The sequence below is a fragment of the Carnobacterium sp. FSL E2-0243 genome (genome assembly GCF_038003605.1).
Classification (GTDB): Bacteria; Bacillota; Bacilli; order Lactobacillales; family Carnobacteriaceae; genus Carnobacterium; species Carnobacterium maltaromaticum.
The window spans coordinates 13,083-29,685 of sequence record NZ_JBBOPM010000002.1 but is presented as its reverse complement, the minus strand read 5'-3'; the positions used below and the strand labels follow the sequence as shown (position 1 = coordinate 29,685).

General features: G+C 38.5%; 17 protein-coding genes. 6 read left to right on the top strand and 11 right to left on the bottom strand.

What is annotated here, in order from left to right; genetic code table 11:
• The first annotated feature begins 212 nt into the window (after nt 1–212).
• The 4 genes from MHI00_RS16685 (at nt 213) to MHI00_RS16670 (ending at nt 3,898) form a co-directional block, all read left to right on the top strand.
• Nucleotides 213–971, top strand: coding sequence for a DeoR/GlpR family DNA-binding transcription regulator (locus MHI00_RS16685; protein WP_010051925.1), 759 nt, complete (start codon nt 213–215; stop codon nt 969–971).
• Nucleotides 972–1,114: 143 nt separating this feature from the next.
• Nucleotides 1,115–2,098 carry a DNA/RNA non-specific endonuclease gene (locus MHI00_RS16680; RefSeq protein ID WP_010051924.1) on the top strand — a complete coding sequence of 328 codons (984 nt, stop codon included), beginning with the start codon at nt 1,115–1,117 and terminating at the stop codon, nt 2,096–2,098.
• Nucleotides 2,099–2,279: 181 nt separating this feature from the next.
• Complete coding sequence (locus MHI00_RS16675) at nt 2,280–2,516, top strand: hypothetical protein (RefSeq protein WP_233638330.1); 237 nt, start codon at nt 2,280–2,282, stop codon at nt 2,514–2,516.
• The gene (locus MHI00_RS16670) at nt 2,507–3,898 is read left to right on the top strand and encodes an IS1634 family transposase (RefSeq protein WP_422678735.1); all 1,392 of its coding nucleotides are present in this window, start codon (nt 2,507–2,509) and stop codon (nt 3,896–3,898) included. Before MHI00_RS16675 ends, MHI00_RS16670 begins: the two co-directional genes overlap by 10 nt.
• A gap of 144 nt (nt 3,899–4,042) precedes the next feature.
• On the opposite strand, the gene lacG is transcribed toward MHI00_RS16670, so the two are convergent.
• The 10 genes from lacG to lacA (MHI00_RS16620) all read right to left on the bottom strand — a co-directional run bounded on the left by lacG (nt 4,043) and on the right by lacA (MHI00_RS16620) (nt 12,677).
• Nucleotides 4,043–5,446: a 6-phospho-beta-galactosidase gene (lacG, locus tag MHI00_RS16665; RefSeq protein WP_341115372.1), complete on the bottom strand. Its 1,404-nt coding sequence runs from the start codon at nt 5,444–5,446 to the stop codon at nt 4,043–4,045.
• A 15-nt stretch (nt 5,447–5,461) separates the two neighbouring features.
• The gene (locus MHI00_RS16660) at nt 5,462–7,177 is read right to left on the bottom strand and encodes a lactose-specific PTS transporter subunit EIIC (RefSeq protein ID WP_010051922.1); all 1,716 of its coding nucleotides are present in this window, start codon (nt 7,175–7,177) and stop codon (nt 5,462–5,464) included.
• Between the two features lie 5 nt (nt 7,178–7,182).
• Entirely contained in the window at nt 7,183–7,500 is a 318-nt protein-coding gene (locus tag MHI00_RS16655; RefSeq protein ID WP_010051921.1) for a PTS lactose/cellobiose transporter subunit IIA, read from the bottom strand.
• Nucleotides 7,501–7,519: 19 nt separating this feature from the next.
• A complete protein-coding gene (gene lacD / locus MHI00_RS16650) occupies nt 7,520–8,500 on the bottom strand; it encodes a tagatose-bisphosphate aldolase (protein ID WP_010051920.1) in 981 nt (326 codons plus the stop codon).
• Between the two features lie 3 nt (nt 8,501–8,503).
• Nucleotides 8,504–9,436 (bottom strand): tagatose-6-phosphate kinase, encoded by a 933-nt coding sequence (gene lacC / locus MHI00_RS16645; RefSeq protein ID WP_010051918.1) that lies wholly within the window; start codon nt 9,434–9,436, stop codon nt 8,504–8,506.
• 12 nt (nt 9,437–9,448) lie between these two features.
• The gene (gene lacB / locus MHI00_RS16640; RefSeq protein WP_010051917.1) at nt 9,449–9,964 is read right to left on the bottom strand and encodes a galactose-6-phosphate isomerase subunit LacB; all 516 of its coding nucleotides are present in this window, start codon (nt 9,962–9,964) and stop codon (nt 9,449–9,451) included.
• A gap of 20 nt (nt 9,965–9,984) precedes the next feature.
• The gene (gene lacA / locus MHI00_RS16635) at nt 9,985–10,413 is read right to left on the bottom strand and encodes a galactose-6-phosphate isomerase subunit LacA (RefSeq protein ID WP_010051916.1); all 429 of its coding nucleotides are present in this window, start codon (nt 10,411–10,413) and stop codon (nt 9,985–9,987) included.
• Between the two features lie 233 nt (nt 10,414–10,646).
• The gene (locus MHI00_RS16630) at nt 10,647–11,525 is read right to left on the bottom strand and encodes an aldose 1-epimerase family protein (protein WP_010051915.1); all 879 of its coding nucleotides are present in this window, start codon (nt 11,523–11,525) and stop codon (nt 10,647–10,649) included.
• A gap of 164 nt (nt 11,526–11,689) precedes the next feature.
• A complete protein-coding gene (lacB, locus tag MHI00_RS16625) occupies nt 11,690–12,211 on the bottom strand; it encodes a galactose-6-phosphate isomerase subunit LacB (protein ID WP_010051914.1) in 522 nt (173 codons plus the stop codon).
• A 37-nt stretch (nt 12,212–12,248) separates the two neighbouring features.
• A complete protein-coding gene (gene lacA / locus MHI00_RS16620) occupies nt 12,249–12,677 on the bottom strand; it encodes a galactose-6-phosphate isomerase subunit LacA (protein ID WP_035067063.1) in 429 nt (142 codons plus the stop codon).
• Between the two features lie 244 nt (nt 12,678–12,921).
• Here lacA (MHI00_RS16620) and MHI00_RS16615 point away from each other — a divergent pair, with 244 nt between their 5' ends.
• Together MHI00_RS16615 and MHI00_RS16610 are read left to right on the top strand one after the other, a co-directional pair.
• On the top strand, nt 12,922–13,674 hold the full coding sequence (locus MHI00_RS16615; protein ID WP_010051912.1) for a DeoR/GlpR family DNA-binding transcription regulator: 753 nt from the start codon (nt 12,922–12,924) through the stop codon (nt 13,672–13,674).
• 582 nt (nt 13,675–14,256) lie between these two features.
• Entirely contained in the window at nt 14,257–14,799 is a 543-nt protein-coding gene (locus tag MHI00_RS16610; protein ID WP_010051911.1) for an IS110 family transposase, read from the top strand.
• Here MHI00_RS16610 and MHI00_RS16605 read toward each other — a convergent pair.
• A complete protein-coding gene (locus tag MHI00_RS16605) occupies nt 14,741–16,345 on the bottom strand; it encodes an IS1634 family transposase (protein ID WP_034558278.1) in 1,605 nt (534 codons plus the stop codon). The genes MHI00_RS16610 and MHI00_RS16605 overlap by 59 nt on opposite strands.
• Nucleotides 16,346–16,603: the final 258 nt, after the last annotated feature.

Below are 16,603 nucleotides of genomic sequence, written 5' to 3'. Positions count from 1 at the left end.
TTTCATATGTTTGTCAAGGCTAAACATCTATTTAACATAATTACTTTAAACAGTTGACATCCTTGCCTCATAGTTGTATCCTGGATTCCCGGAGACACCTAACTAGGAACAAATGCAAAACCCGTCAAATCAAGGTTTGGACAGTATTTTGAGGTTCGATTCAAACATTTAATTGTTTGTTTATCACTGTAAAGTCGATTGGAGGTACAGGAATGATTAAAGAGCGTCGTCACAGAATGATTTTGCAACTATTAGATGAAAAAAATGCCGTGAAAGTTTCCGATTTAGTCGAAACACTCAACGTAACAGATATGACTATTCGAAGAGATTTACAAGAACTAGAGGACGAGAACCTTCTTATAAGGACACACGGAGGGGCTCGTAAAACTGAAAATCAAACTTTACCATTTCTAGAGTTGAGTCATCAAACAAAAAGAGAAATTAATCCGGATGAAAAGAATGAAATCGCTCAATTGATCGCCTCAAATATCCATGATAACGAAACAGTATTTCTAGGATCGGGTTCTACAATTGAATTGGTTTATGATTATCTAGCTTTAAATCATGCGAAAATTATTACAAATTCAATATACGTCTTTGACAAGTTCAAATACGATGAAAGATACGAATTGATATTAACGGGTGGAGCCTATCGCTCTAAAACAGGCTCATTCACCGGCACAATAGCAAATGATTTTATTTCTACTATTAATGTAGAAAAATCATTTATAGGGGTTAATGCTTTAAATGAGTATTCTCTATACAATGCAAATGAAGATGAGGGTGTTATCCAGCGTTCCATTTTAAAGAACTCTCGTAAAAAATATGTCATTGCAGACTTTGAAAAATTCGACAAAATGGATTTTTATCAATTTTACGACTTAAGAGATATCGATTATTTAATTACAGATAGTAAAGTGCCTCAAGAGACGAAAGACAAATATTCCAAGTGGGTACAAATAATTAATTAAAAACGCTTAATTGCAATATCAAATGCATAAAAAATTTATTAAACACTATGCTATCGGCATATGCTCTTCTATACAGTCCGTATCTGGAATCCTATTAAGATAGGATTCTTTTTAATTTCAAATTTAAAAAGGGAGTGAATCGCATGATAAAAGGAAGAAAGTTATTGTGGGCTATGAGCAGTATGATGTTTCTCAGTGCTTGTACACCAACAGAAGCAGTAACAGAAGAAATAATGGCGTCCAGGTCGATCGAATCTAGCGTTGCAGTCGCTTCCGTGGCTACCGATACGAAAGAAAGTAAAGAAACCGAGGAATTTCCTTCAGAATCAACCGATTCCTCAACGTATTCTGAAAGTGTCGAACCCCAATTAACTGTATCTCATGATGGCTATGCATTAATCGAAGTCTATGGAGGGGAATTGTCAGGATATCGTGCAGCAAACGTTGTCGTTGATATCGGGTTTGGTGACAGGGAATATTGGGCCTATACAAATGAATATGGACAATTGGTTCGGGTTGTTGCAGCAGAAATTATTTTGCAAGATAATGCCACTGAACCAGTCAATTCTGAAGGACGCTATTATGATGATGAAGCAAAAGTGCCGGGGACAGAGAACGCAAATCTCGACGAAGGACATGTCATTGCCGATTCCTTAGGAGGTGTGGCTAATGCCTATAATATTACGCCACAAGACAGTGTGCTGAATCGTCACGGGGACCAGGCTTATATGGAACGAAACATTGTACAAGCAGGTGGTGCCACTAATTTTGAGGCGATCATTACCTACCCAAACACGACTACCCACATTCCAATTTCTTATAAATACACGTATACAATTAATGGGTACCAAGTAGTAGATGAATTCCAAAATGTTAACCCAGATGAATACAATGCAGCACAAGGGCTAACAGGAGAGGCTAGCTCACCTCCTGACAGTTCCGGAATAGCAGCCGCTGCGCCCACCGAAACTGCCGGAGGAGGCGTATCTGCTGTAGATACGAACGGAAATGGGCAAGGCACAATCCAAGAAGCGAAAAACGCGGGTTACGCCATGCCGATTTATAGTAATCATTGGTTATATCCGCATATGGATGACCGAGATGGGGATGGACAAGTCGGGGAATAATTTAAAAATATTCAAAATGGTTATATTAAAACTGTATTCTTAACAACCTGCATTCCCGAAACACCTAACTATGATTTAACAAAAAAAAGCTGAAACCATTGATATTAATAGGTTTTAAACACTCTCGCCATTACATAAACCTAGTTATGTGTTATACTATACATAACTAGGAGGCGGCAGAATGGCTATTATAAACCAGTTTGATAAACGAAGTGGCATTACCTATGTTTACGAATCCATATCCTATTGGGATAAGGAAAAGAAACAACCCCGGGCGAAACGCACACTGATCGGTAAGCGTGATTCTAATACAGGAGAAATCATTCCGACCGATGGTCGTGGCAGAAAACACAAGGAGGATCCGGAAGCTGCTAACTCAAGGAAACAAGGAAACCAGGACCGGTACCTATCGAAATAGCTAGCCGCAGGTTTTACGGTACCACATATCTACTGGATGAGATTGGTAAAAAACTGGGTCTAACAGAAGATCTTAAGCAATGCTTTCCCGCTAGCTACAAACAAATCCAATCCATTGCTTACTATATGATTCTTGAATCTGAATCCCCGCTTTTTCGTTTTGAAAAATGGAGCACACTTCATAAGCATCCCTATGATAAAAATATTTCTTCACAGCGCAGCAGTGAACTTTTTTCAGATATTTCTGAAGAAGAAAGAACAAAGTTCTTTATGCTTCAGGAGAAACGACGCTCCGGAGATGAATACTGGGCTTATGATACTACCTCAGTGTCCAGTTATTCCCAAACGCTTCGCCAAGCTCAATATGACAAAAACAAGGAAGACGATAGACTGCCTCAGATTAACTTGGCACTCGTATTCGGTGAAAAATCCGGTCTTCCTTTCTATTATCGAAAGCTAGCCGGCAACATTCCGGATGTGCGGACTGTTCAAAATCTTCTAGCGGATTTTGCAGTTCTCGGCTTTGATAAAGTGAAACTGGTCATGGACCGTGGATTTTATAGCGAGGCGAATGTCAACGGCCTTCTTAAGGAGCACTTGAAATTCATTGTTGCGATTCAGACAAGCAATTGCTTTGCACGCAAAGCAATCGATACCGTTTATGACAACTTCCGTTCTTTCGAGAACTTCGATGAGCAGCATGAATTGTATTCCAAGACTGTCCTTTCAGAATGGGAATATAAGCAAGAACGCCCCTACAAGAAGGATGTTCTCACAGATAAAAAGCGGGTTTATTTACACATTTACTTCAACATCGATAAGTTTGCTGAAGATGAAACCAACTTCGATCGTAAACTTATGGCTATGCGGAAGGAGATTCTGAGTGGCAAACGTGTTGCGAAACATGAGCGATTCTACAAGCAGTATTTCCAAATTAAAGAAACTCCGATTCGTGGCTTACAGGTTACTGTTATAGAAGATGCAGTGAAGGCGACAAAACGTTATTATGGCTACTTCACTTTGATATCCAACGAAAAGATGGATGCCATGGCCGCACTGGAATTATACAGAAACAAAGATCTCATCGAGAAAGCCTTTGGTAATATTAAAGACCGCTTAAATCTTCGCCGCCTATTGGTGTCATCTGAGAAAAGCCTTGACGGAAAACTCTTCGTTGCATTTGTCGCGCTCATATATTTATCTTATCTCAAAAAACACATGCATGAAGCAGAACTTTATCAAAACTATACGATTCAGTCTGCCTTGGATAAACTTGATATTATAGAATGTTTTGAGTATCCAGGCTACGACCTTAGGGTCGGTGAGGTTCTTACAAAGCAAAAACAAATTTACGAAGCACTAGGCATCACCCCGCCTGCATAGTTATGTGTTGGCGGGAATCCAGGTTGCAACGGAGATGAAGGTTCGTTGAAGGGTTGAAACCCGTGGTACCGGACAATACGACAAAAAAACAAGAGAGGTATATTTTCATATAGCTCTCTTGTTTTATATTTATGAATAAACGTACTATTCGATTATCTGAGTTTCTGCCAACTTCTTATACCAGTATGCACTTTTCTTCGGATAACGTTCCTGTGTTTCAAAATCCACATAGAATAATCCATAGCGTTTCTCATAGCCATTTGACCATGAGAAAACATCCATCAATGACCATATGAAATAACCTTTCACGTTCACACCTGCTGTTATTGCATCTGAAATGATCTCTAAATGCTTTTTAACATAATCGATACGTGCATCATCCTTGACTGTACCATCTACGAATTCATCTTTATAACCTAAGCCATTTTCAGTAACATAGATTTTTTTATAATTAGGATAATCATTTTTGACCCGCATCATTTGATCATATAAGCCTTGTGGATAGATCATCCAGTCCCAATCAGTTCGTGGAACATCTACGTCAAACTCTCTTTTTCCGACACCTTTTAGCTGATATTTAGATCCGCCTTTAGCTCCGGTTGAATTATGCGTAATTTCTGATTCACCATCAAAGGCACGCATCCAATCGCTCATGTAATAATTAATACCTAGAAAATCATTTAAATCCTTAGCTGCTTCAAGCATTTCAAAATCTTCTTCACGAAGGTCTAACTTGCCACCATTTACGGAGAGAATATGATTGACACCCTCCATCGTTTTTTGAGAGTACCTACCCAAGTAAGTGGCATCAAGAATAAATTTATTGTGAATAATGTCTTCCAATTCTGCTGCTCGAACATCACCTGGATTAGATGGATCATAAGGGTACTTTGTTGGAAGTGCATGAACGACACCAATTTCTCCTGAATATCCATTATCCTTATAAAGCTTGACAGCTCTTGCATGTGCAAGCATCATATTATGATGGGATTGGAATAATTTTTCAAAATCATACTTAATCCCTGGTGGGAATTTACCCACTAAGTACTGACCATCACCTATCGGGCCTATTTCGTTGAACGTAGTCCAATAGTTAACTTCTGAAAATTCTTTAAAACAGAATTCAGCGTAATTAACAAAATAGTCAATGTTTTTACGATTTAAGAAGTCTCCATCTGAATGCAACACTTCAGGAGTATCAAAATGATGCAGCGTGACAAAAGGTTCTACATGACGTTTATGACATTCTGAAAAGAGATTATGATAGTATTCAACGCCTTTAGGATTTACTTCACCAAAACCAGTCGGAAAAATACGTGACCATGCTATGGAAATTCGAATGCCATTTACACCAAATTTTTCACTAAGTTCCAGATCCACAGGATAACGATGATAAAAATCACTGGCTGGCTCTGCTGTATACCAATAGTTTTCTTCAAGATAAGTATCCCAAGCTACACGGCCTTTGCCATCTGTTTGCGTCGCCCCTTCAGCTTGATAGGCTGCTGTTGCGCCGCCGAAAATAAAATCTTTTGGTAACTTCTTCATATTATAACCTCCCGTCTAGTCTTCGAATTGTTCTTGAACAAATGCAAGAGCCCCTTGGCCATCACGGGTCAATTTAATGTATTGACCTCCTTGCGTTTTAGCAAGTTTAACGCCCAATCTATCAGTATCCTGTTTGATATCTTCGTAATTCGAAGCCACTTGAGGTGCTAGAATGACTAAATCATAGTCTTTCAAGATATCCATGTGAGCACCATAGCTGCCTGCTGCTGCTTTTACAGGAGCCCCATATTCAGCCGCAGCTTTATTTAAAGCATTAGCAAGAAGGCCACTTGTTCCACCGCCGGCACAAAGGACAAGAACATTTTTAGCTTCTATTATTTTATTTTCAAAAACTTTCGGATCATTCTCGTTCGCATCAACACTTGCAAGGACCGCTTTGGCTTTTTTAGTGTCAAAGCTGCCTTCAACTTTTTCTTTCAAACTATCCGTAGATGATACACCAGCTTTTTCTTCTTCAAGAATTTGTGCATCGTAGACTTTAAAGAATGGGTAGTAAATCACTACGTCCACTACAATCAATGTAAGAGCAAGAACAAGTGACATCAGCCCGAATCCTGTTCCGATAACGATCCCTAAAGGACCTGGTGTTGTCCAAGGCAAATTCACGCTAAAGCTGTTCATCCCAAGAACATCAACGAAGAATTTGAAAATCCAGACGTTGGCAATCGGTGCAAAAATAAAAGGCACAAAAAATACTGGATTTAAAACGATAGGTGCTCCAAATAAGATGGGTTCATTAACCCCAAAGAAAGTTGGTACAACTGACGCTCTGCCGATCGCCTTATTCCGTTTTGATTTTGATAACCACATGAACATGAACGGAACAACCAGCGTTGCACCTGTACCACCCATTGTAACGATAAACATCTGTGTTCCGGATGTCAGAATCTTATCTGCATGCTGTCCAGCTTGTAAAAGTTGGAAATTTGTTTCAATATTCGCATAAGTAATCGCTGCAATAGCAGGTTCAACGATAGATGGCCCATGTATACCGACAAACCAGAATAGTGCATAGGCACCAAATATGATTGTAATACCCAAGTAACCATCAGCCGCTGTGAACAGGGGCTCGAATAACTTAATGATAGACTCAGCCACATTCGTGCCCATAATGTTCCTGGTCACTATATCCAAACCATAAAGAACGACTATCACTAAGGTAAAAGGAATAATATCTTTAAATACTTGTGAAATGTTTGGTGGTACTTCTTCCGGCATCCGGATTGTCACATTATTTTTCACAGTGATATTATAGATGTTCACAGTAATGAACGCTGCAAGAAACGCTGTCAATAGTCCTTTTGTTCCTAAGAATCCGTTTGCAAATCCACCGCCCTCAACTGCATCCGCAGCAAGGAGTAAGAAACCGGATATGGAAGCCAGCATAGTGGAAAGGAAGTTAATTTGATTGGTGCTTTCCAGCTTTCTGTTGAAGGAATCCGTTAAAGACTTCGCAGTTGTGCCGGCAACCAAAACGCCTAAAATCCCCATTGTATATCCGTATGGTTTCATAATCAAAGCTTCAGTCGATGCACTCCATGAGAAACCGAAGATATTAGGAACATAGGCAATCAATAGGAAAATACTTGAAAACAGAACAACAGGCATCGCTGAGATAAAGCCATCACGTATTGCGCGTAGATAGATATTACGGGATACTTTCTCAAAAAAAGGTTTAGCTTTTTCAATTTGTGTAATCAATGCATTCATCATAATTAGTTGCTCTCTCTTTTATACAATTCAATCAAATGTTTCATCAAATCTCTAAGCAGCAATGTTGTCATCAAGTGATCCTGTCCATGCATCATCGTAACGCTGTATTCAATATCATCACCTGAAGCTTCCATAGTAAGCAAACTTGTCTGAGCTTTATGAGCCTCTTTGATGCTGGTATTTGCTTCTTCGCATAATGCTTCGGCTTTATCATAATCACCTTTTTCCGCTGCTTTTAAAGCCTCCAAAAGGTATGATCGCGCTTCACCTGCATAGGCAACAATTTCAAACCCTAATAAAGTAGCTTCTTCCCTGTTCATTACATTCCCTCCAATTTGTTCAGATTTTTTCTGTCCAAGATGTTGCTGTCGTTTCAAGAACTTTGTTTAGTGTATCGATATTATTAAAGCCAGTCGTGCGCAACCATTCACGCGCAGCTTGCTCACCTTCTTTGATATAAACTGGAACTACACCCGCCCATGTTGCACGACCACATAAGACACCATTAAATTTAGCACCCGCATCGTGAGCAAAACGAAGTGTTTCTTGGAACAATTCCGCACTAACGCCTGCACTTAAATAAATATATGGAAGATGTGATGCTGCTTCTTGTTCTTTAAAAAAGTTAGCTGCTTCTTCTTTAGTATAAACAACTTCTCCATCTGAATATCCTTCTACATAATTCATATTCACTGGAACTTCAACTTTTAGAACGTCTACATTGTATCTATCATCTGAGAATACTTTCATTGCTTCGATAACTTTTCTTGGTTTAATTTTAGCGAACTCTGTGCTACTGTTATCCGTAACATTCTCATCATATGTTAAAATCTCCAGGAAGAATGGAATATCTTCAGCCACACATTCCGAACCTATACGCTCCATATATGCTAGTTTTTGAGTATTAATATAATCTGAAGAATCAACATCATAGTAAAGAAGGAATTTAACAGCATCTGCGCCTCTTTCTTTAATACGTTTAACTGACCATTCAACTAGGCAATCTGGTAATCGTCCTTCTGTATTTGCATCGTATCCAGTTTTTTCATATGCTAGCAGAAGACCTGAATTCTTATCACGAGCATCAGCAGCAGGCAAGCCATATTCAGGATCCAGAAGAATAGATGATGAATATTTTGTTAGTTCTTCTGAGACAAGCGTTTTCAATTTTTCCATATCCCCAACAGTTGGCTCTTCCGTTTGATGTGCAGCCATCATTTTTTTCAAAGCACCACGTTGATCAAATGCCAATGCTGAAATGATGCCTTTATCATCGCTTAAACGTTTTAAATATTCTTTTTTATTTTCGGTGTTTATCATTTTTTATACCTCTTCTACTTTTATTTTATCATATAACTTCTCAAAATTATCTAAGTTTACATGTCCAGTAAGTTTCTCTTGGGCATTCAGCATGCCCAACGTATTTGCTTTCTTCAGTAAGGAATCATCCGCTTCATCATTTACCAAGGCTGATACAATTCCGGCCACAGTTGAATCACCTGAGCCCACAGGATTTACGACAGAAATTTTAGGGATCGTCACTTGATAGAAAGTGTTTTGGTGTTTGGCGAAGGCACCTTTAGAACCGAGTGATACGACAATCCATTCGATACCTGTAAAAATATCTTGGGACAGTGCTGCTTTTAAGCTATCAACATCATCGGTAATCTCTTTGTTCAATATCTGTGATAATTCTTCTGTATTTGGCTTAATGACGGTTGGCTTACCGCTGCCTCTTAACACCTCAAGCATAGCCTCTCCTGAGCAATCAAGCACGACTGGCTTGTTATGCCTATTGCAAATTCCAATCATTTGAGAATAGTAAGTTGACGCAATTCCTTTCGGCAAACTACCTGAAATAGCGACTGCTTTGACTTGCGTTAGTAGTTGCTCGAAATGATTTAGAAATCCTTCTGCCTCAGCTTCTGTGATCACAGGTCCTTGCTCCAAAACCTCAGTTTGATGTCCATCATGGAGGATCGCAATACAGTTTCTTGTGTCGCCAGTAATTTTGTAGAATGAATGTTTAATATCAGTCTTATCAAGTTCATTTTCAATAAACTCACCCAATTTACCTCCAATTAAACCGCTCGCAACAACCGCTTCATTTAATTGCGATAAAACTCTAGTCACATTCAAACCTTTACCACCAGGTGTTTTGTATGTCTCTTCAACACGATTAACGGAATCGAGATGGAAATCTTTTATTTGGTAAGCAATATCGACTGAAGGATTCATAGTTATCGATAAAATCATCTTGCTTCTCCCCTAGTCATGATATTCACCGTTATCCCATTTCACTAAAAATTCATCAAAGAAATGAGGATCCATTTGATCTTTATTTACGCTTTCAACATGAGCTATTTTTGCAATTAATTCTTTATTTTCTTCTGTCTCTTGATACTCTGCATTGATAAAAGCCTCGATGATGTCACACATAAGTAGCTCACCTGTTATTTTCCCACCGAAACCAATCACATTTGCATTCAATTCTTTTTTAGCATACAGCGCTGTAGTCATGTCACGAACAAGAGCAGATCGAACTCCCGGTACTTTATTAACTGCATTGTTAATACCAACACCCGTTCCGCAAATACAAACACCTAAATCTGCTTCCCCGCTTGCTACAGCCTCCCCCACTTTTTTCCCAAAGATAGGATAGTGAGTACGATAAAAATCATATGTTCCAAAATCAAGAACTTCATGACCCAGCGATTTCAAAAAACTTGATACTTCCATTTTTGTGTCCGTTACAATGTGGTCACAACCAATAGCAATTTTCATTTTCATCTACCTTTCTTTAATTAACCCATTTTATTTAGCATATCAACGCGAATTTGATGTCTTCCACCTTCGTATTTTCCTGTAACGAATCCTTTTACGATATTTTTTGCAAGCGTAACCCCTACTATTTCACTCCCCATCGTAATCATTCGGGCATTATTGTGTCCCCTAGTCATATAAGCAGAGCGCTCATCTGAAACTTGAGCTGCAATCATACCTGTGATTTTTGTTGCTACCATAAAACTACCTGCGCCATAAGCGTCAATTACAATACCTAAGTTGTCGTCATCTTTTTTAACTTCTCGTGCTACTGCTAATGTGGTTTCAATGAAATCACTAGCTGAATTTCCACTAACATCGACTACCTCATAATTATTTTCCACAAGATAGTTTTTAATAATTGATTTCAATTCCTTACCCGCTAAATCTGCACCCAATATAATAGCCATATTAATTTCTCCTTACTAAAAATATTTTAATGAACTTACGAAGACAGTTTGGAAATTTGCAAATCATTTTTCGGGAAGCGTTTTTATTTCCTCATGCCCCTATTATAAACAGAACAAAACATATAATCAATCTTTTTTGTTCTTTTTTTTGTTTTATTTTTCTTTTTGATTCTCTATTCGTTCCTTTTTGTTTGCCGGCATGATAAAAAAGCTGTTTTTATTAGTGTTTCGCATCAAAACATTTCAATTGTAAATTTCAGGATTTTTTCCCTGCTTTTTTGCAAACAAATCATGCCATCTTTCTCTTCTAGTGATCCGATTTCACCCGCAATATCAGGTAATCCGTAGAATGGCTCGATACAAACAAACGGAGCATCTATTGTTTCTTTTGTCCATAGGCATAGGTAGGGGAAATCAGTCATATGCACGCTAACGCCATGCTTGCCTTTTGATGACGTCAATGTGACGGTCTCAATGTCTGCTTCATCAATGATGATAAGACCCTCACGAAATACTTCATGGCTCATTGGTAATGCCCCATTTTTCATTGCTGCGAATGGTTTTTTGCCACCCTTTCGGAATGGCGCTGGACCAATTTCGAAAAATTCCACATTTTTTTGGGGATTTATTGTGATTGTGTAGTCTTCATACGTCCCTTCACCATTCATCGGCACGTTAAAGCCTGGATGGCCCCCTACTGAGAACGGCATCATTTCTTCAGAATGATTTTCCACCTTATATGCTGTTTCCAATTTATTGTCCGTTAATGTGTAAGTAACCGAGTATACAAACTCATATGGATAAATCGCCTTCGTTTCTTTGTTTGCTCTTAAAGTGAAGGTTGCTTTTGTATCCGTTTTTTCCGTCACTTCTAATTCTGATATCTTTACAAAACCATGTTGTGGTAATTCATATGTTTTACTATTTTTTATGTGTTTATGTTCGTTCAAACGACCGATGATGGGAAATAAATTTGGTGCATGGCTAGACCAAACATTAGGATCTCCACCCCACAGATAATCAAAGCCTTCTTTTTTATTGTATATTTTTTGAAGTTCTGCTCCTTTTGTAGCTATCTCTACTAAAAGGTATTCATTTTCTAATAGGACCATTATGTCCCCTCCAATAATATTATTTTCACCTATTGCATACTATTCATATCTTGAAAAAAAGGAGCGGTATACGATTCGAACTATCTCCTGACCGAACACTGGTGCTAGCCACCGAAATTTCTGGAAATGGGAGACTTCTTTCGGAAAAACGTCAAAATAACTGATCAATCGTGATAGAATCCTTCAGACCATTTCTTCATTTCTTCATCGAATAAATGTTCGTTTATTTCAGTATTTGTTTCTTTTTCAGGTGCAATAGCATTAATTTTTTCAATTAATTTTTTATTTTCAGGTGTTTCAACATACTCGGTATGAATAAAAGCGTCTATAATTTCAAAAATCAAGTTCTTCCCAACAATCATGCCACCAAAACCAATTACATTTGCGTTCAATTCTTTTTTCGCATAAACTGCACTAGTCACATCTCTCACTAATGCAGCTCTAGCACCTAGTACTTTATCTGCTGCAGTTGTTATCCCAACACCTGTGCCGCAAAGCGTGATTCCCAAATCAGCTTTTTTTGATACAACGGCTTCCGCTACTTTTTTCCCAAAAATCGGATAATGTGTACGGGTAAAATCATATGTCCCAACGTCAATTACTTCGTGCCCTTGTTGTTTCAAGTAATCTGATACCGCAATCTTTACATCCGTGACAATGTGGTCACAACCTAATGAAATAATCATTTTTGTTCCTCCATTTTCCATATTATATATTTGGTTATCACAACATTTTATTTAACATATCAACTCGGACCTGATGCCTGCCAGCTGCGTAATCAGCATGGATATAATATTTAACTAAGTTAACAACTAAATCTTTTCCCACTATACCTGAACCAATAGTAATCGCTTTTGCGCCATTGTGTTCGCGGGTCATTTTTGATGAATTTTCATCCGTGACGTTTGCGGCAATCATTCCTTTGATTTTATTTGCTGCCATATAAGAACCTACACCAAATTGATCAATTATAATGCCTGTCCTACCTTCGTCCTTTAAGACTGCTTCCGAAACTGCAAGAGCGGCATCAACAAAATCTTCAGCTGGAGTTTCAGACAAATCGACCACTTCAAAACCCTCTTCTTTGATAACTTTCTTCAACAATTCTTTTAATTCAAATCCGGCATTATCTGCACCCAATACAATACTCATTTTTCTTCCCCTCCATTTTCTGATCGATAACCTGATAATTAGTACATTGATTCTTTACACGCACTAATTTACCATCACAAACTAACATTGTCAAACATTTTTGGACATATATTATTCAACCAAATTTCTATCTTCCTTTTTATCTATTTGACATACGTTTTCAATGGTGATAAGTTATAATTAACAGTATTAACGAAATAAATCGGAACAATTTCGAACATAACAAAGCAAAGGAGATAGCCCCGTGTTAAAACAACAACGTTTAAATATTATTCAAGAGTTATTGTCACAGAAGGAAATTGTTCAGGTGTCTGATTTAACAAACATCCTAAATGTTACAGAAATGACAGTAAGACGAGATTTAAAAACTTTGGAGGATGCAGGCAAACTTCTACGGATCCACGGTGGAGCAAAACCTGTGGACAATTCATTCAACAAAGAACTGTCTAATATTGAGAAGCAAGAAATCATGATAGAAGAAAAAAAATATATTTCAAAAAAAATTGCAAATTTAATTAAAAGTGGCGACACAATATTTTTAGGTCCCAGTACAACAATCGAGAATGTGTACGGTTACATGGAAGACTTTCCAACAAGGATCATTACTAATTCAATCCATGTCTTTAATAAATTTAACAACTCCAACAAATATGATTTGATTCTAATAGGCGGTAGCTATAGATACCGAACAGGAGCTTTTGTTGGGAGTATCGCCAATCAAGCGCTGTCTAAGATGAGAATTTCAAAAGCTTTTATCGGAACAAACGGAATAAGCAGGAATGAAATATATACTGCAAATGAAGAAGAAGGCACTACTCAAGAAATTGTGTTGAACAATGCCAGGGAAAAATATATTGTCGCCGACTCAAGCAAAATAGACAAAGAGGATTTTTATAAGTTTTACAATCTCGATGAAATAACAGCCTTGATTACAGACGAAAAAATAACGGATAAAGAAAAAAAAGACATTGAAAAATATACTAGAATTATTTGCTAACCTGACCGTTTCCTTACAACCTTTATAAATTGAACTTGGATATGATGGACTTCCCAATCTCTGTACGATATTAGCTTGAGTATGTTTGATTCACTAATAACTTGATTGAAATAAAAAAAATCCAAATTTCCTCCTGATATAAGTCTTTCGTTTTCCAATCCAATATATCCCCTCAGTTGAAAGTAGATTAGATAACAAAAACAACGATTTTTCGCGGATCGTTGTTTTTTAGCTCCTTTCATCAAATTGTACATGAAGGTTTCCTTCAAACAGCTTCGTTGACCGCTTTCATTACCCGAAAGATGTTTGCATATTTCGGGTAATGAAAGCCCGAAATGCACAAAAAACTTTAAGTTCGCTTCGCGAACAAATCCATGACAGAAAATAAGTTGCCGCTTATAATTTAATCGAAGGTAACACAAATTCAACCTCTTTAACGGAGTTTTGCCGAACCCGTACAAAAAACTGAATGATTTCATCTTGTTGAGAAAAACCGAATATACCTATGAGTATGGAAACAAAATTACAGATCTATTTCGATGAAATCCGTTATCTTCTCATTTTTTTATAGGAGGGATTTCCATGGAAGTTATGGTTGAAACCTGTTGTGGTATCGATGTGCATCAAAAATCCATTGTTTGTTGTATCCTTGACGGCCCGTTAGACACGAACAAACCAAAAAAGCAGCCTCGTACCTTTGGTACAACAACAAAGAAACTACGAGAAGCATTGACGTGGATTCAATCTCAGAACGTAACGCATGTTTTTTTCGAAAGTACTGGGCAATATTGGATTCCCATATTTAATATTTTTTATGACAGTAATCTAACGTTGATACTGGCGAATCCGCAACACATTAAAAATCTTCCTGGCCGGAAGACGGATATGAATGATGCGGAATGGATTGCCCAACTTGGTAGATGTGGTCTGATCCAGCCATCCTACATCCCTTGCGAAGAAGTTCAACAATTGCGGCTTCTGACAAGACGTCGGAAAGCCTATACCGAACGCATCACCCAATGCAAAAATGAAATTCATAATATTTTACAACCTGAATTCCCGGAATTTATAACGAGGGAAGGGCAACGCCTAACGCCTCGTATAATTCCTTCTGCTTCGTCGTAACCTCTCCCAACACGCGACCGTGCCCGGGGGCCTCAAATAATTCAATCATGTCCAGTTCGTCCAGTACACCTTGAAGGGTCCATTGGTTAAATAGCTCGGCATCCTGCATCTTCTTTTTCACGTAGGATAAGTAGATTAAGGCGATGAATTCCACAAAAAGCTTCCCATTCAGGGACAATTCGGATGAAACTTGCATTCTTCTGAAGTTGAGGCGCTCTTTTAAATTGCCGAAGGCTTTTTCAACAACATCCTTGCTGCGATAAAGAGACAACGCTTCAAACGGATCATTGACCTCATTAGAAAGCAAGGCGAAGTAACCATAATTTCTAACCGCATTGCGCATCGCCTCTTCTTTAGGCGTGATTTTCTTCCCTCGTTTAGGTGTCTCAGTAACTTCGAAGTACTTATCATAATCTTTCATACGATAATCTTTTAGTGTATTTTCCTTCAGATCTTGGTGAAGGGCTGTCAGATAGTCGTTCATGTCTACCTGATCTTTAATCGCTTTTTCAGGATTGTAGAACAGATGCAGATACGCGCGCTTTTCCAATTTTATCACATCACCTTTATACGGACGTTCCTGTTCGTATTCCCAGTTTATTGTGCGACATACACCGTAGGTGGTGAACTGTGTTTCGAAGTTTGACCAAAGTTTCAAGTTCTCACGTTCCGCTTCCAACACACCCTTGACATATTTGAGTTTGAGTTGCACTCCTATCACGAATTTCTGGTGGTGTTTATACAAGGCGTTGATATTATCCTTGCTGTAAAAACCTCGATCAAATATCACGTTGACCTTTTTGTAGCCCATTACATCAAATTCCTTCATGAGTTGCCGAACCGTTTTAACATCGGTGATATTTCCGGAGAGCTTGCGGTAATAAAAGGGCAGTCCGGATTGCGCCCCAAACAAGAGTGCCAAGTTGATTTGTGGCAAGCGGTCGTGTTCCTTGTTTCGTCCCTTCTTCACTTGCGATAAGACCTCTGAGTAACTCGATATCGACGTAGTGTCAAATGCCCAATACTCCTTTTCCATCCGGCGGTTGCCTTGTTTCTGAAAGAAGGCCATCCGGCCTTCCTCATCGATTGCTTGGAATAGGTCGCTGCTTCGTTGTGAAGGAATATCCTGGCAATACGGGTGATGATGCAGTTTTTGCCAATGGGAAAAACGACTCAAGGCGTTATTCTCTTCGAGAATCAAGTAATAGGCGATCGACAGAATTTGCTTATAATGCTCCGGGAAGATGGCCTTAAGGTCCGCGTATACGCCTGTCTGCTTGCCAATTTGATCGAGCAGATAACCTGCCCCATAGAAGATTCTTCGGACTTGTGTCATTGGAATCGGCCCTGGCTTAACTTCCGATGAAGTCGGGGCCGGTTTCTTTTTGTACGAACGTGTTGGGACGATTTCACCTGTAACCGGATCGACTTTTCCAATCAGTGTCCTCTTAGCGCGTGATTGTTGCTTTTCCTTATCCCAGTAGGGTTCATTCTGATAGGCATAAGTAATGCCCGTTTTCTTGTTTGTCTGAAAAATAACTGCCATATCAACACTCCTCGTTATACATTATATTATATAACGAGTTATAAGTCTACAAAAAAACCGCTATATATCAATCGTTATAGCGGTTTTTCGAGTGATTATCGTTACACAATTCGGGAATGCAGGTTTAATGCAATTGTACATGCAAGTAGTTTAACAAAAGGCGGTACTGCCATTCAGAGAAGTCGTATGGTAGGCGGACATAAAGGATAGTGATAATATGACAACAATACAAGAAATAATTCAGGATTATAAGGAGAA